General features: G+C 64.6%; 21 protein-coding genes and 1 pseudogene. 10 read left to right on the top strand and 12 right to left on the bottom strand.

Annotation, left to right across the window (positions count from 1 at the left end; all coding sequences use genetic code 11):
- The first annotated feature begins 13 nt into the window (after positions 1 to 13).
- Positions 14 to 1183: a serine hydrolase gene (locus SIDU_RS00335; RefSeq protein ID WP_007687495.1), complete on the top strand. Its 1170-nt coding sequence runs from the start codon at positions 14 to 16 to the stop codon at positions 1181 to 1183.
- Positions 1184 to 1300: 117 nt separating this feature from the next.
- On the opposite strand, the gene metH is transcribed toward SIDU_RS00335, so the two are convergent.
- The 4 genes from metH to SIDU_RS00315 all read right to left on the bottom strand — a co-directional run bounded on the left by metH (position 1301) and on the right by SIDU_RS00315 (position 7114).
- On the bottom strand, positions 1301 to 3913 hold the full coding sequence (gene metH, locus SIDU_RS00330; protein ID WP_007687493.1) for a methionine synthase: 2613 nt from the start codon (positions 3911 to 3913) through the stop codon (positions 1301 to 1303).
- A gap of 119 nt (positions 3914 to 4032) precedes the next feature.
- Positions 4033 to 5079 carry a homocysteine S-methyltransferase family protein gene (locus tag SIDU_RS00325; RefSeq protein WP_007687491.1) on the bottom strand — a complete coding sequence of 349 codons (1047 nt, stop codon included), beginning with the start codon at positions 5077 to 5079 and terminating at the stop codon, positions 4033 to 4035.
- A 137-nt stretch (positions 5080 to 5216) separates the two neighbouring features.
- Complete coding sequence (gene metF, locus SIDU_RS00320) at positions 5217 to 6146, bottom strand: methylenetetrahydrofolate reductase (protein ID WP_007687489.1); 930 nt, start codon at positions 6144 to 6146, stop codon at positions 5217 to 5219.
- The gene (locus tag SIDU_RS00315; protein WP_007687487.1) at positions 6143 to 7114 is read right to left on the bottom strand and encodes an ArsR/SmtB family transcription factor; all 972 of its coding nucleotides are present in this window, start codon (positions 7112 to 7114) and stop codon (positions 6143 to 6145) included. Before SIDU_RS00315 ends, metF begins: the two co-directional genes overlap by 4 nt.
- A gap of 214 nt (positions 7115 to 7328) precedes the next feature.
- On the opposite strand from SIDU_RS00315, the gene SIDU_RS00310 reads away from it, so the two are divergent.
- Positions 7329 to 7556 carry a hypothetical protein gene (locus SIDU_RS00310; protein ID WP_007687485.1) on the top strand — a complete coding sequence of 76 codons (228 nt, stop codon included), beginning with the start codon at positions 7329 to 7331 and terminating at the stop codon, positions 7554 to 7556.
- 131 nt (positions 7557 to 7687) lie between these two features.
- Here SIDU_RS00310 and SIDU_RS00305 read toward each other — a convergent pair whose 3' ends face one another.
- Positions 7688 to 8104, bottom strand: coding sequence for a glycine zipper 2TM domain-containing protein (locus SIDU_RS00305; RefSeq protein WP_007687483.1), 417 nt, complete (start codon positions 8102 to 8104; stop codon positions 7688 to 7690).
- A gap of 230 nt (positions 8105 to 8334) precedes the next feature.
- On the opposite strand from SIDU_RS00305, the gene SIDU_RS00300 reads away from it, so the two are divergent.
- Positions 8335 to 9324: an esterase-like activity of phytase family protein gene (locus SIDU_RS00300; protein WP_007687481.1), complete on the top strand. Its 990-nt coding sequence runs from the start codon at positions 8335 to 8337 to the stop codon at positions 9322 to 9324.
- A 263-nt stretch (positions 9325 to 9587) separates the two neighbouring features.
- Here SIDU_RS00300 and rpmB read toward each other — a convergent pair whose 3' ends face one another.
- Positions 9588 to 9881 (bottom strand): 50S ribosomal protein L28, encoded by a 294-nt coding sequence (gene rpmB / locus SIDU_RS00295; RefSeq protein ID WP_007687480.1) that lies wholly within the window; start codon positions 9879 to 9881, stop codon positions 9588 to 9590.
- A 148-nt stretch (positions 9882 to 10029) separates the two neighbouring features.
- Here rpmB and SIDU_RS00290 point away from each other — a divergent pair, with 148 nt between their 5' ends.
- Positions 10030 to 10251, top strand: a complete 222-nt coding sequence (locus SIDU_RS00290) for a hypothetical protein (protein WP_007687479.1) — start codon at positions 10030 to 10032, stop codon at positions 10249 to 10251.
- A gap of 96 nt (positions 10252 to 10347) precedes the next feature.
- Positions 10348 to 10806 carry a nucleoside deaminase gene (locus tag SIDU_RS00285; protein WP_039980268.1) on the top strand — a complete coding sequence of 153 codons (459 nt, stop codon included), beginning with the start codon at positions 10348 to 10350 and terminating at the stop codon, positions 10804 to 10806.
- Here the strand turns inward: SIDU_RS00285 and SIDU_RS00280 are convergent.
- Positions 10768 to 12669 carry a hypothetical protein gene (locus SIDU_RS00280; protein WP_007687474.1) on the bottom strand — a complete coding sequence of 634 codons (1902 nt, stop codon included), beginning with the start codon at positions 12667 to 12669 and terminating at the stop codon, positions 10768 to 10770. The two genes, SIDU_RS00285 and SIDU_RS00280, sit on opposite strands and share 39 nt — an antisense overlap.
- A gap of 44 nt (positions 12670 to 12713) precedes the next feature.
- Between SIDU_RS00280 and SIDU_RS00275 the strand changes: the two genes are divergently transcribed.
- Positions 12714 to 13130 carry a GtrA family protein gene (locus SIDU_RS00275; RefSeq protein WP_007687472.1) on the top strand — a complete coding sequence of 139 codons (417 nt, stop codon included), beginning with the start codon at positions 12714 to 12716 and terminating at the stop codon, positions 13128 to 13130.
- A 108-nt stretch (positions 13131 to 13238) separates the two neighbouring features.
- Here SIDU_RS00275 and SIDU_RS00270 read toward each other — a convergent pair whose 3' ends face one another.
- The 4 genes from SIDU_RS00270 to SIDU_RS00255 all read right to left on the bottom strand — a co-directional run bounded on the left by SIDU_RS00270 (position 13239) and on the right by SIDU_RS00255 (position 16128).
- The gene (locus tag SIDU_RS00270) at positions 13239 to 13532 is read right to left on the bottom strand and encodes a GIY-YIG nuclease family protein (RefSeq protein ID WP_007687470.1); all 294 of its coding nucleotides are present in this window, start codon (positions 13530 to 13532) and stop codon (positions 13239 to 13241) included.
- A 117-nt stretch (positions 13533 to 13649) separates the two neighbouring features.
- On the bottom strand, positions 13650 to 14450 hold the full coding sequence (locus SIDU_RS00265; protein ID WP_007687468.1) for a LytR/AlgR family response regulator transcription factor: 801 nt from the start codon (positions 14448 to 14450) through the stop codon (positions 13650 to 13652).
- On the bottom strand, positions 14447 to 15553 hold the full coding sequence (locus tag SIDU_RS00260; protein ID WP_007687467.1) for a sensor histidine kinase: 1107 nt from the start codon (positions 15551 to 15553) through the stop codon (positions 14447 to 14449). Before SIDU_RS00260 ends, SIDU_RS00265 begins: the two co-directional genes overlap by 4 nt.
- A gap of 95 nt (positions 15554 to 15648) precedes the next feature.
- Positions 15649 to 16128 carry a winged helix-turn-helix transcriptional regulator gene (locus SIDU_RS00255; RefSeq protein WP_007687456.1) on the bottom strand — a complete coding sequence of 160 codons (480 nt, stop codon included), beginning with the start codon at positions 16126 to 16128 and terminating at the stop codon, positions 15649 to 15651.
- 111 nt (positions 16129 to 16239) lie between these two features.
- Between SIDU_RS00255 and SIDU_RS00250 the strand changes: the two genes are divergently transcribed.
- Together SIDU_RS00250 and SIDU_RS00245 are read left to right on the top strand one after the other, a co-directional pair.
- Positions 16240 to 18345 (top strand): RelA/SpoT family protein, encoded by a 2106-nt coding sequence (locus SIDU_RS00250; protein WP_007687453.1) that lies wholly within the window; start codon positions 16240 to 16242, stop codon positions 18343 to 18345.
- A gap of 82 nt (positions 18346 to 18427) precedes the next feature.
- Positions 18428 to 18727, top strand: a pseudogene (locus SIDU_RS00245) (GIY-YIG nuclease family protein).
- 142 nt (positions 18728 to 18869) lie between these two features.
- Here SIDU_RS00245 and SIDU_RS00240 read toward each other — a convergent pair.
- Positions 18870 to 19085 (bottom strand): hypothetical protein, encoded by a 216-nt coding sequence (locus tag SIDU_RS00240; protein WP_039980257.1) that lies wholly within the window; start codon positions 19083 to 19085, stop codon positions 18870 to 18872.
- A 752-nt stretch (positions 19086 to 19837) separates the two neighbouring features.
- On the opposite strand from SIDU_RS00240, the gene rplJ reads away from it, so the two are divergent.
- A complete protein-coding gene (gene rplJ / locus SIDU_RS00235; protein ID WP_007687448.1) occupies positions 19838 to 20353 on the top strand; it encodes a 50S ribosomal protein L10 in 516 nt (171 codons plus the stop codon).
- Between the two features lie 89 nt (positions 20354 to 20442).
- Positions 20443 to 20823 (top strand): 50S ribosomal protein L7/L12, encoded by a 381-nt coding sequence (gene rplL / locus SIDU_RS00230; RefSeq protein ID WP_007687446.1) that lies wholly within the window; start codon positions 20443 to 20445, stop codon positions 20821 to 20823.
- Positions 20824 to 20983 lie beyond the last annotated feature (160 nt).

Raw genomic sequence — 20983 nt, 5'->3', positions numbered from 1 at the left:
TGCGGGGATTTCGATGATCATTTCCAAGGAAGGGCGCGGCGGGCGTCCAAATGGCGGCGGCCCGAATGGCGGCAGGGGCGGCTGGGGCCGTCCCGTGCTGTTGATGGCGGCGCTTTCGGCCTGCGTCAGCGCGCCGCAGCAACCCTATGCGGCGGTCCAGCAGCGGCCGCAGCCCTCCACCGCGACCTTCCCGATCAAGCCGGTCGCCAATCCGCCCAAGCCCTTCGAGGCGCTGAAGGTCGACCAGCGGGAAACCCCGCCGCCCGGACTGGTCAGCGTGGTCCGCAATCTGGGGCAAAGCTTCAACGGCAAGGTCGGCATCGCCGTGCGCCGCATCGGCAGCGACTGGACGGTCGCGTGGAACGGCAATCTGCTCTTCCCGCAGCAGAGCGTGTCGAAACTGTGGGTGTCGATGACCTTCCTCGACGCGGTGGACCGGGGCAAGATCCGCCTGAGCGACAGCACCACCATAACGAAGAAGGATCTGACCCTCTTCCACCAGCCGACCGCCGCGCTGGTGGGCAATTCGGGCTGGACGACCACCTATTCCGACCTGATGCGCCGCGCCATGACGCAGAGCGACAATACCGCCAACGACGCGCTGCTGCGCGCCGTCGGCGGGCCGGACGCGGTGCGCGGCTATCTGGCGCGTCGCTACATCAAGGACATCCGCTTCGGCCCCGGCGAGCGGCTGCTGCAATCCACGACGGCGGGGCTGGAATGGCGGCAGGATTATTCCATCGGCCGCAATTTCTACGCGGCGCGGGCCAGGCTGCCCATGGCGGTGCGGCAGAAGGCGCTGGACAATTATCTCGCCAGCCCGCCGGACGGGGCCGCGCCCTCCTCCATCGTGCAGGCTCTGGCGAAGTTGAAGCAGAACGACATGCTCTCGCCCGCGTCGTCGCAACTGCTGATGTCGATCATGAGCGAGGCGAAGACCGGGCCGCAACGGATAAAGGGCGGCGTGCCGGCGGGCTGGCATTATCTGCACAAGACCGGCACGGGGCAGGAACTGGGCGCGCGGTCGACCGGGTTCAACGACATCGGCATCATGACCGCGCCGGACGGCACCAGCTATGCGGTGGCGGTGATGATCGGCAGCACCACCGAGCCGATCCCCACGCGCTGGCAGTTGATGCAGGCGGTGGCGAAGGCGGTCGCGGCGAACCACGAGGCGCGGTGAAGAATGCACATCGCGTTCCTGCGAAGGCAGGAACCCAGTTCCGGCGTCCGTCTATCATCGAACCGTCTGAACTGGGCTCCTGCCTCCGCAGGAGCACGGTGTTCATAAGGCCAGGGTTCAGTCCAGATTGGGCCGCAGCCAGCGTTCCGCCGTTTCCAGGTCCACCCCGCGCCGCCGGGCGTAATCCTCCAACTGGTCGCGCCCGATCCGCGCCACGCCGAAATATTCGGCCTGCGGGTGCCCGAAATAGAAGCCGCTGACCGCCGCCGTCGGCAGCATCGCGAAGCTCTCCGTCAACGAAATCCCGGTCGCGTGATGCGCGTCCAGCATGTCGAACAGCAGCGGTTTCAGGCTATGTTCCGGACAGGCGGGATAGCCCGGCGCGGGGCGGATGCCGCGATATTGTTCCTTGATCAGCGCCTCGTTGGTGAGCTGCTCGCCCTCCGCATAGCCCCAGAGCGCGGTGCGGACATAATGGTGCAGCCGCTCGGCGAAGGCTTCGGCCAGACGGTCGGCCAGCGCCTTGAGCAATATGTCCGAATAATCGTCGATGGCGTTCTTGAAGCGGGCCAGATGCGGCTCGATGCCGTGGATCGACACGGCGAAACCGCCCATCCAGTCGCCGTCATGGCTGATGAAGTCGGCGAGGCACATATTGGCCCTGCCCTCACGCTTGGCGATCTGCTGGCGCAGCATCGGCAGGGTGACATGTTTCTCATCCTCGACATGGACGATGATGTCGTCGCCCTCCCGGCGGCACGGCCACAGGCCCGCCACGCCCCGCGCCGTCAGCCACTTCTCGTTGACGATGCGGTCCAGCATCGCCTGCGCGTCGTTGAACAGGCTGGTCGCGCTTTCGCCGACCACCTCGTCGTCCAGGATCGCGGGATAATTGCCCGCCAGTTCCCAGGCGCGGAAGAAGGGCGTCCAGTCGATATAGTTGCGCAGATCCTTCAAGTCCCAGTCCGGGAAGCGGTGGACGCCGGGCAGGCGGGGCTTGCCGGGTTTCAGGCTCTCATCGATCTCGAAGGCGTTGGCCCGCGCTTCCTCGATGTCGAGCAGCTTGCTCTGCCCCTTGCCCTCGCGCGCCTTGCGGACATGGTCGTAATCGTCCTTGGTCCTGGCGACGAAATCATCCTTCTGCGTTTCGGACACCAGCGCCGTCGCCACGCCCACCGCCCGGCTGGCGTCCAGCACATGGACCACCGGCCCCTTGAACGCGGGATCGATGCGCAGCGCGGTATGCACCCGCGATGTCGTCGCGCCGCCGATCAGCAGCGGCATGGTCATTTCCGCCCGCTGCATTTCCGCCGCGACCGTCACCATCTCGTCCAGCGAGGGGGTGATGAGGCCCGACAGGCCGATCATGTCGGCGTCATTCTCGTTCGCGGCCCTGATGATGTCCTGCCACGGCACCATGACGCCCAGGTCGATCACCTCGAAGCCGTTGCACTGGAGCACGACGCCGACGATATTCTTGCCGATGTCGTGGACGTCGCCCTTGACCGTCGCCATCACGATCTTGCCCTTCCCCTTCGCGCCCGGTTCCTTCGCCGCCTCGATGAAGGGGAGGAGGTGCGCGACCGCCTTCTTCATGACGCGGGCGGACTTGACGACCTGCGGCAGGAACATCTTGCCCGCGCCGAACAGGTCGCCGACCACGTTCATGCCGTCCATCAGCGGGCCTTCGATCACCTGGATGGGCTTTTCGGCGGCGAGGCGGGCTTCCTCCGTATCCTCGACCACATACATGTCGATGCCCTTGACCAGCGCATGTTCCAGCCGCTTGGCGACCGGCCAGCCGCGCCATTCCTGCGAAGCCTTTTCGGCGGCGGCGTCCTTGCCCTTGTAGCTTTCGGCCAGCGCCACCAGCCGCTCGCCCGCTTCGGGATCGCTGTTCAGCAGCACATCCTCGCACGCCTTGCGCAGCGCCGGGTCGATGGCGTCATAGACGTCTAGCTGGCCGGCGTTGACGATGGCCATGTCGAGGCCGGCGGGAATGGCGTGGTAGAGGAAGACCGAATGCATCGCCCGCCGCACCGGCTCATTGCCGCGGAAGGAGAAGGAGAAGTTCGACAGGCCGCCCGAAATATGGACGTGCGGGCAGCGCTTCTTGATCTCCCGACAGGCCTCGATGAAGTCTACGCCGTAATTATTGTGCTCCTCGATCCCGGTCGCCACGGCGAAGATATTGGGGTCGAAGATGATGTCCTCCGGCGGGAAGTCGATGGACAGCAGCAGCTTGTAGGCGCGTTCGCAAATCTCGACCTTGCGGTCCTTGGTGTCGGCCTGGCCGGTCTCGTCGAACGCCATGACGACCACCGCCGCGCCATAGGCCATGCAGAGGCGGGCGTGATGCAGGAAGGCCTCTTCGCCCTCCTTCATGCTGATGGAGTTCACGACCGGCTTGCCGCTGACGCATTTCAGGCCCGCCTCGATCACTTCCCATTTGGAGGAGTCGATCATCACCGGAACCCGGCTGATGTCCGGTTCCGACGTCATGAGCTTGAGGAAGGTCGTCATCGCCTCGACCGCGTCGAGCAGGCCCTCGTCCATGTTGACGTCGACGATCTGCGCGCCGTTCTCCACCTGATCGCGGGCGATGTCGATGGCCGCGGCATAGTCGCCCGCCATGATCAGCTTCTTGAACTTGGCCGATCCGGTGACGTTGGTGCGTTCGCCGATGTTGACGAAATTGGCGCGGGAAAGATCGGGGGAGGTCTCAGTCATTTTACTACCTGCTCCCCTCCCGCAAGCGGGAGAGGCTGGGGGTGGGCTTTTCCGGGGACAGCGCCTGGATCGGCCCACCCCCCTAACCCCCTCCCGCCTGCGGGAGGGGGAACATTATTTTACGCCGCGATATGCATGGGTTCCAGGCCCGCGAGCCGCGTCACCACCGGCAGTTCCGGCACCTGGCGCGGCTTCTGCCCCGCCAGCGCCTTCGCCACCGCGCCGATATGCGCGGGCGTGGTGCCGCAGCAGCCGCCGACCATGTTGACCAGCCCCTCATCCACCCACTGGCGGATCAGCTTCGCCGTCGTTTCGGGCAGTTCGTCATATTGCCCCAGTTCGTTGGGCAGGCCCGCATTGGGATAGGCCAGGATCAGCGTGTCGGCATTCTTCGCCAGTTCGCTGAGATAAGGCCGCAGCAGGTCCGCCCCGAAGGCGCAGTTCACGCCGATGGTCAGCGGCTTCAAATGCCGCAGCGAATACCAGAAGGCGTTGATCGTATGGCCGGACAGGTTGCGGCCCGACATGTCGGTGATGGTGAAGCTCAGCATCAGCGGCACGGGCCGTCCGGCCCCCGCCTCCGCCTCCCGCGCCGCCATGCCCGCCGCCTTGGCGTTCAGCGTGTCGAAGCAGGTTTCCACCAGCAGGAAATCCACCCCGCCCTCGATCAGCGCGTCGCATTGTTCGCGATAGTCGGCCTTCAGCGTGTCATAGTCGACCTCCCGATAGGCGGGGTCGTTGACGTCGGGCGAAATCGACAGGGTCTTGTTCGTCGGGCCGATGGACCCGGCCACGAAGCGCGGGCGGCCGTCCTTCGCGCTCGCGGCTTCGCATGCCTTGCGGGCGATTTGCGCGGCGGCGACGTTGATGTCCCGCACCAGATGCTCGCAGCCATAATCGGCCATGGCGATCTTGGTGGAGGAGAAGGTGTTGGTTTCGATCATGTCCGCGCCGGCATCCAGATAGGCGGCGTGGATGCCCTCCACGATGTCCGGGCGGGTCAGGCACAGGAGGTCGTTATTGCCCTTCTGGTCCTTCGCCAGGTCGAGCGACCCGCGATAATCCGCCTCTGTCAGGCCGTGCTTCTGGATCGACGTGCCGTAGCCGCCGTCGAAGATCATGATCTTTTCCGCCGCCACGGCGCGGAATTGTTGTTCGGGCGTCATTCCACCAAACTCGCTTCCTGAATAACCACCGTTCGTCCTGAGTAGGGGCTGAGCTTGTCGAAGACCCGTATCGAAGGGCGGTCCTTCGATACGCCATTTCGACGGGCTCAATGGCTACTCAGGACGAACGGAAAATTTCAAACCGCATTTGTCGCCACCGGCCGCAACCCCAGCAGATGGCAGATCGCATAGCTCAGTTCCGCCCGGTTGAGCGTGTAGAAATGAAAGTCGCGCACCCCGCCCGCATAGAGTTTGCGGCACAGTTCCGCCGCCAGCGTCGCGGACACGAGTTGCCGGGCCGCCGCATGGTCGTCCAGCCCCTCGAACAGCTTGCCCATCCAGCCCGGCACGTCGGTGTTGCACATGGCCGACATGCGCTGGACCGCCGCGAAATTGCTGACCGGCATGATGCCGGGGATGATGTCCGCGTCGATCCCCGCCGCCGCAACCGCGTCGCGGAAGCGGAAGAAGGTGTCCGGCTCGAAGAAGAATTGGGTGATCGCCCGCGTCGCGCCCGCGTCCAGCTTGCGCTTCAAATTGTCGATGTCGCTCTGCGCGCTCTGCGCGTCGGGATGGGTTTCGGGATAGGCGGCCACGGAAATCTCGAACAGGTGACGCTTGCGCAATCCCTCGACCAGTTCGGCCGCGCCCTTGTAGCCTTCCGGATGCGGTTCGAACTTCGCGCCCATTTCCGGCGGATCGCCGCGCAGGGCCACGATATGCCGCACGCCCGCTTCCCAATAGGCGTCGGCCACCTCGTCGATTTCAGCTCGGCTCGCCGCCACGCAGGTCAGGTGCGCCGCCGCCGACAGGGGCGTTTCCTTCGCGATCCGGGCCACCGTGTTGTGCGTCCGCTCCCGCGTCGACCCGCCCGCGCCATAGGTGACGGACACGAATTTCGGGCCGAGCGGCGTCAGCGTCTGGATGGCGGACCATAGCTGCTCCTCCATCTTCTCCGACTTGGGGGGGAAGAATTCGAAGCTCACATTCACGTCGCCCGCCAGATCGGCGTAGAGCGGCGCCTGCCAGGCCTGGGCCGCTTCGACGGAGGGGAAACCAAGGGTCATGCGGAAAGTCGTCCTTCGATAGGCAGGACGCGCGCGCCGCGGCGCCGCCCCAGCCATAATTGCACCGTCAGTTCCTGGCCGGGCAGCACCTCCACCCGCTCCAGTTCCAGGCCCGCGTCCGCGAACCAGCTTTCGATCTGATCGTCGGAAAAGCCCAGGCGCGCATGCTGGTCGCGCAGCCGCAGTTCCTCCCGTTCATGCGCCGCGAAATCGGCGATCAGGACGCGGCCGCCCGCCGCCGTCACCCGCGCCGCTTCCTCGATCACCGCTTCGGGCGCCTGCGCATAGTGCAGCACCTGATGCAGCACCACCGTGTCGGCGCTGCCCGGCTCCAGCGGCAGCGCGCCGAAATCGCCCAGCACCAGCGCATATTTGTCGCCCGCATCCTCCGGCAGCTTGGCGCGGGCCAGCCGCAACATGTCGGGGCTGCGGTCCAGCGCCGTCACCTGGTCCGCCGACGGGCCGAACAATTCGATCATGCGCCCGGTGCCGGTGCCGATGTCGAGCAGATGGCCGATGGGTTCCGCCGCCAGCAACGCGGTCATCGCCGCCTCCACATCCCCCTCCGGCACGTGGAGCGACCGGATCGCGTCCCATTCCTCGGCATGTTCGGCGAAATAGCTTTCCGCCGCCTGGGCGCGGTCCGCCCGCACCGCGGCCAGCCGGGCCAGGTCCGCCTTCTGCCACAGCAATTCGCCCTCCGACGGGACAAGCTGGTCGAAAAGCGTCAGGAAAGGCGCGATTTCCGCCTTTTTGCCCAGGCGCAGGAAAACCCAATTGCCTTCCTTGCGCCGTTCGACCAGATCGGCTTCGGCCAGGATGCGGACATGGCGCGACACGCGGGGCTGGCTTTGCCCGACGACCTGCGCGATCTCGCCCACGGCCAGTTCCATGGCGCGCAACAGATGGATGATGCGCAGCCGCGTGGGATCGCCCAATGCCCGGAAAATGTCGAGTGCCGCGCTCATGACAGGATCATATAAAGAAATCTTTATATACGTCAATGGCCGTTCGGAACGGCGCCGTTCGACCCCTTGCAGCCCCAAATCACGGGCTTGGCGCATGATTGGGATTGCCATGAGTCGCCGGATTCATTACGAATCGCGGCGCAGACGCAATGGGGGGTGAACTTTTCTCCGAGAGTGGTCTGCGCCGTTATTATTCTCAGAGAGGGGTTAACCCATGACCAAGTCGATTGCTCTTTCGCTCGTTCTCGCCGCGTCGCTCGGCCTGGCCGCCTGCTCGGGCGGTGCGGAAAATGCCGCCAACGCGTCGGCCAATGCTGCCGAGAACGCGTCGAACGCTGCCGACAACGCCATGAACGCCGCGATGAACGCCGCCGACAACGCTTCGAACGCCGCTTCGAACGTTGCCAACACGGCCGGCAACGCTGCCGCGAACGCGATGTAATTCCCTACCCGGGAATTGTCTGGAACGGGCCGCGCCGGAAACGGGGCGGCCCTTTTCTTTGCCTTGCCCGAACAAAAAAGGGCCGCCCCGGTGGAGCGGCCCTTTTTTTTCGTTCATCTTTCGGCGATGGATCAGCAATCCCGGTCGATCGCCCGCCCGGCCAACGCGCCCACGCCCGCGCCGATGATGGCGCCCGTGGTGCCGTCGCCGCGACGGCCATAGCGGCCGCTGCCCTTGCCCACTTCGTTGCCCAGCAGCCCGCCGGCGATCGCGCCGATGATGGTGCCGCCCGTGCCGTTGTCCCGGCAGCGATAGCCGCCGCGATAGCCGCGATAGCCCCGATAATAGCGATCGCCGCGATAATAGCCGCCGCCCCGGTAATAGCCGTCGCGATAGCCGCGATAACCCCGGTCGCCGCGATAATAGTCGCCGCGTTCATAATGGCGGCCCCAACCGTCGCGGGCCATGGCCGGCGTTGCGGTGACGGCAAGAGAGGCAGCGCCCATCGCCAGCGCCGCCCCCAGATTGATCAGAAACTTCGTCTTCATGGCGTTGCTCCTCATTAGCCCTCGATCCCGGCAGGGTCTTCCCAAGCGGGGACTCGCCATCGATTGAAGCCCTTTCTGCCCGATTCGCATTGAGCCAAGCCTGAATGGCGATGTCAGCCGCCGTTCAGCATCGGAGCGACCGCCCGACAGCTTATCGCGCTTTTCGCGTGCCGAGGCCAGCGCCGCGAAAAACCCTGCACGGCGGCCGATTATCCCCTATGGCAGGGGCGATGCGCCGAATCCTGATCGTCCTGCTGCTCGCGATCCTGCTGCTTCCCGCGCCGCACAAGAACAAGCCCGAACCCTTCGGCCCCGGCCCACTGCTGGTGAGGGCGCGCCCCCTGCCGCTGAACGCCGCCGATCCCGGCCAGCGCGACCTGGGGCCGCTTCATTATCTGGGCGGATGGCAATTGAGCAGCGCGCATCATGGGTTTGGCGGCATATCGTCCCTGCTGGCGGAACCGGACGGGCAGATTTTGGCGCTGAGCGATTCCGGCACGCTGATGGGGTTCCACGTCGGTTCCGGCAGGGGGGAGCGGCGGCCGTTCATCGCCCCCCTCCCCATCCGGCCGCAGGACCGCGACCGCCCCTGGTGGGCCTGGGATTCAGAAGCGATGGCCCGCGACCCCGCCACCGGGCGCTATTGGGTGGGTTTCGAATTGCAGCAGATGGTCTGCCGCTATTCGCCCGGCTTCGCCCGCGTGGAGGCCTGCCGCACCTGGCCGGAGATGGAGGCCTGGCCCGAAACCGGATCGATCGAATCGCTGGCGCGGCTGCCCGATGGGCGTTTCCTGGTGCTGGCGGAAATGGGCATGACCGCCGACGGCAGCCACGACGCGCTGCTGTTCGCGGGCGACCCGGCGGAGGCCGCGACCGCGCACCCCATGCACCTGCGCTATGTGCCGCCGCGGGGCTATCGCCCGACCGACGCGGTGGCGCTGGACAAGCGGCATGTGCTGGTGCTCAACCGGCGGCTGACCCTGCAATCCTTGTTCACCGCGACGCTGGCGATGGTCGAACTGCCGGAACGGCCGCGCCCCGGCGACCGACTGAAGGCGCGGGCGCTGGCCCGGCTGGCGCCGCCGCTGCTGGCCGACAATTTCGAAGGGCTGGCCGTGACGCGGGAGGGCGGGCGCCGGATCGTCTGGATCGCGTCCGATGACAATCATGAATTCTTCCAGCGGACTTTGCTGCTGAAATTCGGGTTGGATTGGGAATAAGGCCTCTTGGGAGTTGACCTACCCTATTCCTCCCCATCGGTAGATGGGGAGGGGGACCAGCCGAAGGCTGGTGGAGGGGAATGGGCACGACCTCCGGCGCCCTGCGGGCGCTCCCCTCCACCACCGCTTTCAGCGGCGGCGAAGAGAGTCACGCGCCTCTCTTCGACCCTCCCCACGCTGCGCGCAGGGAGGATTAACATCGGCCAACGCAAAAAAGCGGCCCGTCGCCGGGCCGCTTCTTCAAGCGAACGAATCGAACCGAATCAGGCCGCGACGGCAGCCTTCTTCTTCGCGATGTCGCGCTTCAGGCGGCGGGCCTTCAGCGACAGCTTGTCGTCGCTGGTCTTCAGCAGCCAGTTGTCCAGGCCGCCATTATGCTCGACCGAACGCAGGCCATGGGTTGACACGCGCAGCTTCACGGTCGTTTCCAGCGCTTCGGAGATCAGCGACACGTTCTGCAGGTTGGGCAGGAACACGCGCTTGGTCTTGTTATTGGCGTGGGAAACATTGTGACCCACCTGGCGACCCTTGCCGGTCAGCTCGCAAATGCGCGACATAGTCAATCAACCTTGTAATTCGGGTTCGTTCGGAAAGCGGCGCGGATAACGGGATTCCCCGCGCGCGTCAACCCGCCCAGCGCCTTTCCGGGCCGCAACCCTTTCCGACTCATGAGCGTTGAAGGCCCATAAGCCAAAGGAGGCGGAAATGCGATTCATTGGTGGCCTGTTGCTGATCCTGCTGCTGGTCCTGGCCGGCGGCATCGCCACCGGCTTCATCGACCTGCAAAAGACGCGGGAAGGGCGCCTGCCGGAAATCGCGGTCAAGGGCGGCTCCCTGCCCAAATATGAGGCCAGCGTGGCCAAGGTCGAGGTCGGCAAGCGCAAGGAAACGGTCGAGGTGCCGACGGTGGATGTGCAGAAGCCGTGAAAAGACCCTCCATGTTCCTGCGAAGGCAGGAACAGGTTGCTTTCCGCGGAACCGCCCCCCTCCCCTCGCGCGCGCTTATCCTCTATGGGCGAAGCCATGCCTTCCCCCTTTCCCCTGCCCGAACCGATGCGGCGCGCGCTGGACCTGGCCCGCGCCGCCGCCGACGCGGGCGAAGTGCCGATCGGCGCGGTCGTCACCCTGGACGGCCGGATCATCGGGGAGGGGGAAAATCGCAACCGGCGCGACAATGACCCCACGGCCCATGCCGAAATGGTCGCGATCCGCGCCGCGGCGGCCCATCTGGGCGACTTCCGCCTCGCCGGATGCGACCTGTGGGTGACGCTGGAACCGTGCGCCATGTGCGCCGGCGCGATCTCCCACGCCCGCATCGCCCGCCTCTATTATGCCGCGGCGGACCCCAAGGGCGGCGCGATCGAACAGGGACCGCGTTTCTTCACCCAACCGCAATGCCTGCACCGGCCGGAAGTCTATGGCGGCCTGGCGCAGGCCGAGGCATCAACGCTGCTGCGGGATTTTTTTCTCGCCCGGCGCTGAATAATCGATGCGATAGAGCGTGTAGGGCAGCGTCATCCCTGTCCTCAGCGGCACCGGCCTTAGCCAGCCGGGCACGTCGCCCCGCATCAGCCCGGCATAAAAGCCCCTGGGGCTGCGCGCCTGATAGATGGTGCCTTCGGGAAAGCCGGGGCACACCAGCAGATAGGCGGCATGGTGCTTCGCCGCGATCGGCCGGAACGCGTCGGCAGGGCCGTCATAGGCATGGTGCATGTCCAGGATCGTCGCGCCGTTGCGGTGATAGGGGCCAGCAACGGCGCTGTGATGCGTCGCGACGATCAGGCGCGGCCCCAGGTCGACCATGGTGAAGATGGTGGCGGGCGGCACCTGATTGAGCACCTCCAGCGCCGGCAGGGTGCGGCAACGGCCATTGGCGTTGGCGATGGCCTTCCGCCGCGCCTGCGCCTTGGGCTTTTGCGGCTTGGGCTGCTCGCCCGTCGCCATGACCCAGAGCCGGTTGATCTGCGGATAAAGCGGCGTCGCGAAGGCCGCGCCGGCCAGCGCCGCCGCGCCCAGCGCCGCGACCAGTCGAACGGCGGGCCTTCCCGTCGCGATCAGGCACAGCAGCCGATAGGCGGCCCAGGCGGCGGGCGGTATGGCCAGCAGTTGCGCCGCCGGACCGGCCCGAAGCTGCCAGAACAGCAGCGCCGTGGAAAAGAGCATCATCAGGCCCACCGTGGCCCAGGCCCAGAGCCGGTCGGCGTCCCTGCGCGCGTCCCACAGCGCCCAGAGCAGGCCGATCAGGCCCGCCGCCGGAATGGCCATCAACGGCACCACCAGGCTGCGCGCCTGCACCGTGATCGGCTTGGCCTCGCGGATGTTGGCCAGCCACAGCTTCTGCAATTCGGGCGAGATCTGATAGGCGCCCGACAGGCATTGCGGCCAGTTCGTCCAGGCGAAGGCCGCCACCGCCGCGCCGACCGCCAGCCCCGCGCCAAGCCGCGCAGGCCAGTTTTTGAGCGGCAGCAGCGCCAGCAGCGCCATCCCCGCCGACGCCGCCGCGAAGATCGCGACCCAGATGGGCGAGATGGCGTCGCACAGCATTTCCCGGTTCGCGTAGCTGGCGAACAGCACGAACAGCACCGACGTCGCGCCGCCAAGGCTGATCGCATAGGGCAGCATCCGCCGCGCCGCGCCGTCCTTGAACACCCAGCGCAGCGCGATGAGCGCGCCGCCCGCCGCCAGATAGACGATCATCTCCATGCCGATGGCGATGGACAGCGCGCTGCTGACCCCCGCGACGATGCCGCCGCGCAGCCAGTTGCGGTCGACCACGCCCGCCAGCATCAGCACGGTGAAGGCCAGTTGCCAGCCATGATGGTCGATCCGCATCGGCAAGAACATGCTGATGCCCATCTGCGCGGCGAAGGGCGCCAGCGCCGCCAGGAACCAGCTGTTCCCCCCCGCCAGCCGCCGGGCGATGAAGCCCAGCCCCAGCATCAGCGGCAACAGCGGCAGCATCGGCGCGATGCCGCAGGCCAGCCGGTCGGCCAGCCCCTGGTCCAGGAAGGCGCGGAAGAACAGCATCAGCCCCGCCAGCGGCAGGTCCACCAGCCGCGACCAGTGGATGTCGAACCCGGCGGGCGGATCCAGCCGATATTGCCGCAGGTCGTACCACCCCTGCCCGGCCAGCCAGTCCTTCACCTGCAGATAGCGGATATTGTCGTCGGTATCGTTCAGCGTCAGCCACTGTATCTGCGGCCAGCGGGTGGAAACCATATAGGCCATGGCGCCGATCCACAGCAGGACGGTCAGCCACTTCCAGTTCCGTTCCGCGTAGAGCGACATTTTCGCCGCCAGGGGAAGGATGCGCGCGCGCAGGGCAGGCCAGCTTTGCAGTTTCATGGTGGCTCGATTAGAGGGTCCGCATCAAAGCGCAACGGGGCGGCATGAAAATCCTTCATATCTTCACACCGGAAAAGCAGGCGCTGTTCTGGCAGATCGTCCGTTACGGCCTGACCGGGCTGTTCGTGACCGCCTGTCAGGCGACGATCTACTGGACGCTGGCCGCGCCGGTCGGGCTGCATCCGCAGGTCGCCAACGGCATCGGCTATCTGGCGGCGGTGGCGGTCGGCTATGTCACGCACAGCAGCTTCACCTTTCGTGGACATGGCGGGCGCGACAACCAGGCGGCGCGGGGGGTCCGCTTCGTCGCGGTGTCGCTGGTGAGCTATGCGCTGAACGCGCTATGGGTGTGGTTGTGCGTGACCCATATGCAATGGCCGGAATGGTCGCCCATCCCGGCCATGCTGTTCGTGACGCCCGCGCTGGTGTTCGGGCTGAATAGGCAGTGGGTGTTTCGTTAGAGTGAGTTGAACCATGTTCTAGCGCCGGCGGGAACCCGGTCGGACGTTGGAACTGGGCTCTCACGAGCCACTTGTCTCGTTCGAGTGCCTTCGCAGGAGCACGGATGCTTATTGGGCGACCTCTTCGAACAGATCGCGCCAGCCGGGGTTGGCTGTCTCGATCAGGCGCAGCTTCCAGTCGCGTTTCCATTTCTTCATGCGAAGTTCGCGGAGGCGGGCCTCCTGAAGATCGTCATAGGCCTCGTACCAGACCAGGAAATGGCAGCGATATTCGGCGCTGAATTCGCTGCCCAAGCCGTTGCGATGCTGCCAGGCGCGTTTGACGAGATCGCTGGTTACGCCCAGGTAAAGCGTGCCGTTGCGGCGGCTGGCCATGATGTAGACGTAACCGGGCTTGCTCACCGGCTTTCTCTACCGTGTTCCTGCGAAGGCAGGAACCCAGCTCTGCCTTCGACCTGCAACCGCACCGTCTGAACTAGGCTCCTGCCTTCGCAGGAGCACGTCACTCTTACACTCCGATCAATGCACGAACCGCGCCACCACGTCGCGATAGGAGCGGCTGACCTTCACCTGCGCGCCGGATTCCAGCACCAGGAAGCATTCGCCGTTGGTGTGCGGCTTCACCTGTCGCACCTGGCTGAGGTTCACGATGGTCGAACGATGCACCCGCTGGAAATTGCGCGGGTCCAGCCGCTTTTCCAGATCCTTCATCGTCTCGCGCAGGATCAGCGAATTGTCGGCGGTATAGATGCACATATAGTCGCCCGCGGCGTCGATCCGCTCGATGGAATCGACGTCCACGCGGAATATCTGCCCGCGATCCTTGATGTTGATGAGCTTTTCGAAGCGGTTGGCGGCGGGCGCGTCGCCATCGCCCGCAAAGTCGTTCATCGCGTCCGGCGCGACCTCCGCCAGCACTTCGCGCAGCTTTTCCACTTCCTGCACCTGGCGTTTTTCGGACAGGCGCTGGCGCACCCGGTCCAGCGCGTCGGCAAGCCGTCCCTCCTCCACCGGCTTCATCAGATAATCGACCGCCTGCGCCTCGAAAGCGCGGATCGCATGGTCGCTATAGGCGGTGCAGAAGATGAAGAGCGGCGGTTCCACCTCCATCAGCCCCTGCACGACGGAAAATCCGTCGAAGCCGGGCATTTGGATGTCGAGGAACACAAGGTCGGGCTTGTGCGTCTTTATGGCGCGGATCGCTTCGCGGCCGTTGGAGCAGGTTTCTACGATTTCGACATCCTCATGCGCTTCCAGACGCAGCTTGAGGCCTTGTATAGCCAGGCTTTCGTCGTCGACGAGGATTGTTCTGATGGTCATGCGGCCACTCTCGATGGTTCATCCAGGTTAAGCGGCATTTCGATCAGGACCGAAAAGCCGCCAGGCGTGGAACGCGTTTCGAAGCTCTGTCGTTCCCCGAAGGCCTGAATCAGCCTGTCGCGGATGTTCGCCAGCCCGACGCCCGTTCCTTCGCTGACGGGATTGTTCGGGCGGGTGAACCCCTCATTCAATCCCGGACCCGTATCGGATACGATGATCCGGACGTTTTCACCGGCAGGCTGCGCCGTGACGGAGATTTCCGCGCCTTCTTCCTTGGGCGTGACCGCATATTTGATGGCGTTTTCAACCAGCGGCTGGAGCAGCAGGGAGGGCAGGCGCGATTGCGCCACCGCCGGATCGATGTTGAAGACCGGCCGCAGACGGTCCTCGAACCGCATCTTCTCGATCTCCAGATAGAGTTTCAGCGTCTCGATCTCCTGCTCTATCGTCACCTGCGCGGTCGGTTCGTTGATCAGGGTATAGCGCAGGAAGGAGGACAGGCGCGACAGCATGGCATTGGCCCGGTCCGTCTGCTTCAGCAGCACCAGCGTGGAGATGCTGTTCAACGTATTGAACAGGAAATGCGGATTGAGCTGATAACGCAGCATGGCGAGTTGCGCGCTGGACGCCTGATTTTCCAGCCGCAGCAACTGGTCCGCCTGCTCCTCCACCGTCAGGTAGAAATTGATCGCATAATAAAGCGCCGACCATGCGCCCAGCAGGGTCATGCTGAGGTAGAAGGCGCCCAGGAACAGTTGCAGCCCCGCCGTGTCGCTGCCCCTATTCTGGGTCGAGAACACCCAGGCGTCGATGAACGCCACCAGCCCCGCCGCGACCACCACCGTGACGATGGACGCGCCCCAGGTGACGATGGGCCGCTGCCGCTGGAGGAAGCGGAACACCACCGCGATCAGCAGCGTCACCGAATAGCCCGACACGGTCGAGATCATCACCGGGATCAGGCTGGAAAGCGGCTGCCCGTTGGCGATGGTGGACGACCCGCGCAACAGGAACGCGCCGGCCCATCCCACGGACTGGAGGTTCCAGAAGGCGCGATTCTTGTCCGCGAAAAAGGGCTGGGGCTGGAAACGATGCACTGACATTGGCGTCAGCCTAAAGCATCATAGGCTGTCAGAACAACCGTCATGCTGAACTTGTTTCAGCATGACCGACCGATGCAGGGCGCGCGCCCATTGCGTCAGGCGACGGCGGCTTCCTGCCGGACCGGCGTTTCCTCATCGACGCAAAGCCAGATCAGGTCGCCCGGCTCCAGCACCCGGCCGTCATGGGCCTGGATGGTCATCTTGCGGATCGGCTGCCGGTCGCGGCCGTCGGCCAGCACCTGGCAGGATGCGGGGCCGCAGCCCCATTTTTCGCCCCATTGGCGCAGCGCGATCATCGCGGGGGCCAGATCCTCCCCCTTCTGGGTCAGGCGATATTCGACCTTGCGCCGGTCGCACTGCATGGGCTGACGCACCATGATGCCGTTTTCCACCAGCCGGGCGAGCCGATTCGCCAGGATGTTGCGGGCAATGCCGAGGGTCGATTGAAACTCCTCGAAATGCCGGATTCCCGAAAGAGCGCCCCGCAATATGAGGAACGACCAGCGTTCTCCCATCGCTTCCAATGCGCCGGGCAGCGCGCATTGCTCCAGATCCTGCGCCAGAATATGTGTCATCGTCTCACTTGATAGCTCAAAGCCACCCGCGTTGCAAAAGCGCATCGCTATTCACCCAAGATGGGATTTTTTTGTTGCACAGCAAGGGACATCGCGGACAATCGCAACAGGATGCTACGCCAGTACGAACTTGTTGAACGGGTAAAGCGCTACGATCCGGAAGCGGACGAAGCGATGATCAACCGCGCCTATGTGTTTTCGGTCCAGAAGCACGGCAGCCAGAAGCGCGCCAGCGGCGACCCTTATTTCAGCCATCCCATTGAAGTCGCAGGCATTTTGACCGACTTCAACCTGGACGACCAGACCATCGTGACCGCGCTGCTTCACGACACGATAGAGGATACGCTGGTCACCTATGAGGAGATAGAGCAGGCCTTCGGCAAGGACGTCGCCAAGATGGTCGACGGCGTCACCAAGCTCAGCAAGATCGAGGCCATGTCCGAAAATGAGCGGGCGGCGGAAAATCTGCGCAAATTCCTGCTCGCCATGTCGGACGACATCCGGGTGCTGCTGGTGAAGCTGGCCGACCGGCTGCACAATATGCGCACGCTGCACTTCATCAAGAATGAGCAGAAGCGCCGCCGCATCGCCCGCGAGACGATGGACATCTACGCCCCGCTGGCGGAGCGGATCGGCATGTACGACTTCATGCGCGAGATGCAGCTTCTGGCTTTCCGCGAACTGGAGCCGGAGGCCTATGACAGCATCACCAAGCGGCTGGAGCAACTGAAGGAAGGCGGCCATGACAAGGTCGACCGGATCGGCGCGGAACTGCAACTGCTGCTGGGCGGCAAGGGGCTGCCGGTCACGGTGTCGGGGCGGGAGAAGCATCCCTATTCCATCTGGAAGAAGATGCAGGAACGCCATATCAGCTTCGAGCAACTGACCGACGTCATGGCCTTCCGCGTGATCACCGAGACGGCGGAGGATTGCTACCGCGCGCTGGGCGTCATCCACCAGACCTTCAAGATGGTGCCGGGCCGGTTCAAGGATTACATCTCCACGCCCAAGCGCAACGGCTATCGCTCGCTGCACACCACGGTCATCCATCAGGACAATGCCCGGATAGAGGTGCAGATCCGCAGCCGCGACATGCATCATGATGCCGAACTCGGCCTGGCCGCGCACTGGGCCTACAAGCAGAAGGGCGACGCCAGCGACCATCAGGCGGCATGGCTGCGCGACCTGGTCGAAATCCTGGAGCAGAGCCAGGACGCGGACGAACTGCTCGAACATACGCGCATGGCGATGTATCAGGACCGCATCTTCGCCTTCTCCCCCAAGGGCGAGCTGCACCAGTTGCCCAAGGGGTCGACGCCGGTCGATTTCGCCTATGCCGTGCACACGTCGCTCGGCAACCAGACGGTCGGGGCGAAGGTCAACGGCCGGGTCGTGCCGCTGCGCACCATGCTGGAAAATGGCGACCAGGTCGAAATCCTGAAATCCGAGGGGCAGGAACCGCAGCCCGGCTGGCTGACCTTCGCCATCACCGGCAAGGCCCGCGCCGCCATCCGCCGCTATATCCGCCAGAAGCAGCGCGGCGAGGAAGTGGCGCTGGGCGAGAAGCTCTATGAGGAGATTATCGGCCGCTTCTCCCCCGAACTGGCGAGCGAACTGGGCGACAAGGCGCTGAAGGCGGCGCTCAAACGGCTCAAGCTGGACGATCGCGCCTCGCTGATGGTCGCCATCGCCACGCACAGATTGCTCGATTCGGAGGTGATGGAGGCGCTGATCCCCGGCTCCACCAGCGCGGAGGGGGTGGAGGAAGCCCATCCGCGCCAGCATGCCCCGGTGTCGATCCGCGGCCTGACGCCGGGCATCGCCTATAATCTGGGCGATTGCTGCCACCCCGTCCCCGGCGACCGCATCGTCGGCGTCCGCCGCACCGGCGAGCCGATCGAGGTCCACACCATCGACTGCCGCTCGCTGGAGGTGGATCAGGACGACGATTGGGTGGATTTGAGCTGGGACAGCAAGTCCAAGGGCGGCACGGCGCGGCTCCAGGTGATCGTCAAGAACCAGCCGGGCGCGCTGGCCGCCGTCACCAACGTGTTCGGCGCGACCAAGGCGAACATTCTGAACCTGCAACTGGTGAACCGCGAAGGCCCCTTCCACACCGACATCATCGACCTGGAAGTGGCCGACGCGCAGCACTTGAACCGCATATTGTCGGCGCTGCGGGGCCTCGACACGGTGGTGCAGGCGGACCGGGTATAAGCATGCCATCGCGTGAGATCGGCCGCCTCATTCCCGTCACCCCGGGCTTGCCCCGGGGTCCCGCTTCTTAAAGCTGTCGCCTGTGCAACGGACGAACAAGGGCGGCTGGGTCTACATCATGAGCAACCGCTATCGCGGAACGCTGTATATTGGGGTGACTTCCGACCTCGCCTCCCGGATCAGTCAGCACCGTTCCGGCACCGGCTCCGATTTCTGCGCCCGCTAAGGCCTGTCCCGCCTGGTCTGGGCCGAACATGGCGAGGACATCGCAACTTGCGTCAAACAGGAAAAACGTCTCAAGCGTTGGCGACGCGCATGGAAATTCGACCTGATCGAACGCAGCAACCCTGACTGGCAGGACATGTTCAACCTGCTCGCCTGACAGGCAGCGAGACCCCGGCTCAAGGCCGGGGTGACGGGGTTGGGTGGATAGGGGACTGTCTGCTGTGAGCGGCATCCATCAAGTTAGCGGACATGCAGTCGTCTCGCTTTTTTGGAACGGAATAGCTTTCTCAGCCTATTGGCTAACCATCCATTTCGTCCGGGCGTGAGCGTGCCAGCTGGCGTCTCGCACCTTTGTATACGCGCCAAATCCATATGGCGAAAAGAGCGAACGTGATGCTGCCTACAGCGACGCCTTCGAGCGCTGACGGTGTTTCACCCATCCGATGGAATATCAGGCTCAAAATTGCCGCGATCATCAGCGGCATGATGGGCACTAAGCTGGAAGGACCGTTCATGCGCGGCCATCCGTCGCCAAGGTCTCTATCGATCCAAGCAATATACCTTCGCCACATGCTAGCCTCAGAAATTTCCTTTGACTCTGACGTTAGAAACGAACGTCCGCAATCGAGAACAGCGCAATCACATGTCAAAGGCGAAAATTGGTCGCTTCCAGACAGCCTCCTTCCGTCATCCCGGCCTTGAGCCGGGATCCCGCTCCTTGGCCGCAAACTGCGCTGCTCTGCCGCCTGTCACCCACAGGCCACAGCTTGCGCAAAAACCATCCTATTTCCCGCAGCCTGCTCCCCTTTCTCCTGTCCTACATCCTCCGGCCTGCCTATCCCGCCCCCGTCTTTGAAATGTCGATCCGCTTCCCACCACGCCTACGCGCGCTCACGCCCGCGCGCGCATACACTGTGAACTTCGACGGAAAACCGCGCTTTTCCGCGCTCCGATCCGACCCTTCGTCAGAATCCGCGTGACATGCCTCCTGTAAATCTGTAGGGGCGCCCGCAGCAGGCCCCTGGCAGCAGTGCCGGTGGCCTTCCGTCCGAGACAGTCGGTGAAGGGAATCTGCCCTTCTTAATTTCCGGCCTAGACGGGGAAAAGTTCTTTGCCGGCCGGGCGCAAGCGCCTGTCCGGGTCTGCCTGTTCTCCTTGAGGGATACGGGCCAGTCGATCTCTCCCCTTCGGACCAATGCCCCGCGGGTTCGCCCGTGGGTTTTGCCGTTCATCGGGCCGTCCGGTGGACATGAAGTGGAGTAATGGCATGGATCGTAATCAGAAAGCTGAGGTCGTTTCCGCGCTGAACGCACATCTGGCAGAGGTCGGCGTGGTCGTCGTGACCCGCAACCTCGGGCTGACGGTCGCCCAGTCGACCCAGCTCCGCCAGAAGATGCGCGAAGCCGGCGGCACCTACAAGGTTACGAAGAACCGCCTCGCCAAGATCGCCCTTGAAGGCACCGACTATACCGGCATCAGCGATCTGCTGACCGGCCCGGTCGGCCTCGCCTCCTCGGCCGATCCGGTCGCAGCCGCGAAGGTTGCGGTCGAATTCGCCAAGACCAACGACAAGCTAGAGATCGTTGGCGGCGCGATGGGCGAAGTGCTGCTGAACGCGGAGGGCGTCAAGGCGCTCGCCTCGATGCCGTCGCTGGATGAACTGCGCGCCAAGATCGTCGGGTTGCTCGTTGCGCCCGCGACCAAGCTCGCGACCGTCACCCAGGCGCCGGCTGCCCAGCTCGCGCGGGTCTTCAACGCCTATGCGGAAAAGAACGCGGCCTGATCGCCGCGGGATTTCCCGAAAAGACTGTTTTCAACTCTCGTTTAAGGGGCCTTCCAACGCCCCGCCCAGAAGGGAATAGGTAAAGTAACATGGCAGACATCAATGCTCTGGTCGACCAGCTCTCGGCCCTGACCGTCCTCGAAGCCGCCGAGCTTTCCAAGGCTCTGGAAGAAAAGTGGGGCGTTTCGGCCGCCGCTGCCGTCGCCGTTGCCGCTCCGGCCGGTGGCGCCGCCGGCGCTGCTCCCGCTGAAGAAGCCAAGGACGAATTCGACGTCGTCCTGACCGGCGACGGCGGCAAGAAGATCAACGTCATCAAGGAAGTCCGCGCCATCACCGGCCTGGGCCTCACCGAAGCCAAGGCGCTGGTCGAAGGCGCGCCGAAGGCCGTCAAGGAAGGCGTCGGCAAGGACGAAGCCGAGAAGATCAAGAAGCAGCTGGAAGAAGCCGGCGCGACCGTCGAACTCAAGTAAGTTCGGTCAAGCCCCGCGCAAGCGGAACTGCTTTCCGGCCGCGGCCGGAGGAAATGGGGGCGGCGCCTTGTGCGCCGCCCTTTTTCCGTAGGCGCCGTTTTTGGGCGACGATGCGCCGGAAGCGCGGAAATTGAAGCGAGGCACGTGGCTCGCTTCGCCC

Source organism: Sphingobium indicum B90A (assembly GCF_000264945.2).
GTDB classification, from domain to species: domain Bacteria; phylum Pseudomonadota; class Alphaproteobacteria; order Sphingomonadales; family Sphingomonadaceae; genus Sphingobium; species Sphingobium indicum.
This window is presented reverse-complemented; position numbering and strand designations above follow the sequence as displayed.

Excerpts from the sequence above, each read along its gene's own strand:
- SIDU_RS00335 (WP_007687495.1), top strand. The coding sequence starts at position 14 with ATGATCATTTCCAAGGAAGGGCGCGGCGGGCGTCCAAATGGCGGCGGC.
- metH (WP_007687493.1), bottom strand. The coding sequence starts at position 3,913 with ATGACTGAGACCTCCCCCGATCTTTCCCGCGCCAATTTCGTCAACATC.
- SIDU_RS00325 (WP_007687491.1), bottom strand. The coding sequence starts at position 5,079 with ATGACGCCCGAACAACAATTCCGCGCCGTGGCGGCGGAAAAGATCATG.
- metF (WP_007687489.1), bottom strand. The coding sequence starts at position 6,146 with ATGACCCTTGGTTTCCCCTCCGTCGAAGCGGCCCAGGCCTGGCAGGCG.
- SIDU_RS00315 (WP_007687487.1), bottom strand. The coding sequence starts at position 7,114 with ATGAGCGCGGCACTCGACATTTTCCGGGCATTGGGCGATCCCACGCGG.
- SIDU_RS00310 (WP_007687485.1), top strand. The coding sequence starts at position 7,329 with ATGACCAAGTCGATTGCTCTTTCGCTCGTTCTCGCCGCGTCGCTCGGC.
- SIDU_RS00305 (WP_007687483.1), bottom strand. The coding sequence starts at position 8,104 with ATGAAGACGAAGTTTCTGATCAATCTGGGGGCGGCGCTGGCGATGGGC.
- SIDU_RS00300 (WP_007687481.1), top strand. The coding sequence starts at position 8,335 with ATGCGCCGAATCCTGATCGTCCTGCTGCTCGCGATCCTGCTGCTTCCC.
- rpmB (WP_007687480.1), bottom strand. The coding sequence starts at position 9,881 with ATGTCGCGCATTTGCGAGCTGACCGGCAAGGGTCGCCAGGTGGGTCAC.
- SIDU_RS00290 (WP_007687479.1), top strand. The coding sequence starts at position 10,030 with ATGCGATTCATTGGTGGCCTGTTGCTGATCCTGCTGCTGGTCCTGGCC.
- SIDU_RS00285 (WP_039980268.1), top strand. The coding sequence starts at position 10,348 with ATGCCTTCCCCCTTTCCCCTGCCCGAACCGATGCGGCGCGCGCTGGAC.
- SIDU_RS00280 (WP_007687474.1), bottom strand. The coding sequence starts at position 12,669 with ATGAAACTGCAAAGCTGGCCTGCCCTGCGCGCGCGCATCCTTCCCCTG.
- SIDU_RS00275 (WP_007687472.1), top strand. The coding sequence starts at position 12,714 with ATGAAAATCCTTCATATCTTCACACCGGAAAAGCAGGCGCTGTTCTGG.
- SIDU_RS00265 (WP_007687468.1), bottom strand. The coding sequence starts at position 14,450 with ATGACCATCAGAACAATCCTCGTCGACGACGAAAGCCTGGCTATACAA.
- SIDU_RS00260 (WP_007687467.1), bottom strand. The coding sequence starts at position 15,553 with ATGTCAGTGCATCGTTTCCAGCCCCAGCCCTTTTTCGCGGACAAGAAT.
- SIDU_RS00255 (WP_007687456.1), bottom strand. The coding sequence starts at position 16,128 with ATGACACATATTCTGGCGCAGGATCTGGAGCAATGCGCGCTGCCCGGC.
- SIDU_RS00250 (WP_007687453.1), top strand. The coding sequence starts at position 16,240 with ATGCTACGCCAGTACGAACTTGTTGAACGGGTAAAGCGCTACGATCCG.
- SIDU_RS00240 (WP_039980257.1), bottom strand. The coding sequence starts at position 19,085 with ATGAACGGTCCTTCCAGCTTAGTGCCCATCATGCCGCTGATGATCGCG.
- rplJ (WP_007687448.1), top strand. The coding sequence starts at position 19,838 with ATGGATCGTAATCAGAAAGCTGAGGTCGTTTCCGCGCTGAACGCACAT.
- rplL (WP_007687446.1), top strand. The coding sequence starts at position 20,443 with ATGGCAGACATCAATGCTCTGGTCGACCAGCTCTCGGCCCTGACCGTC.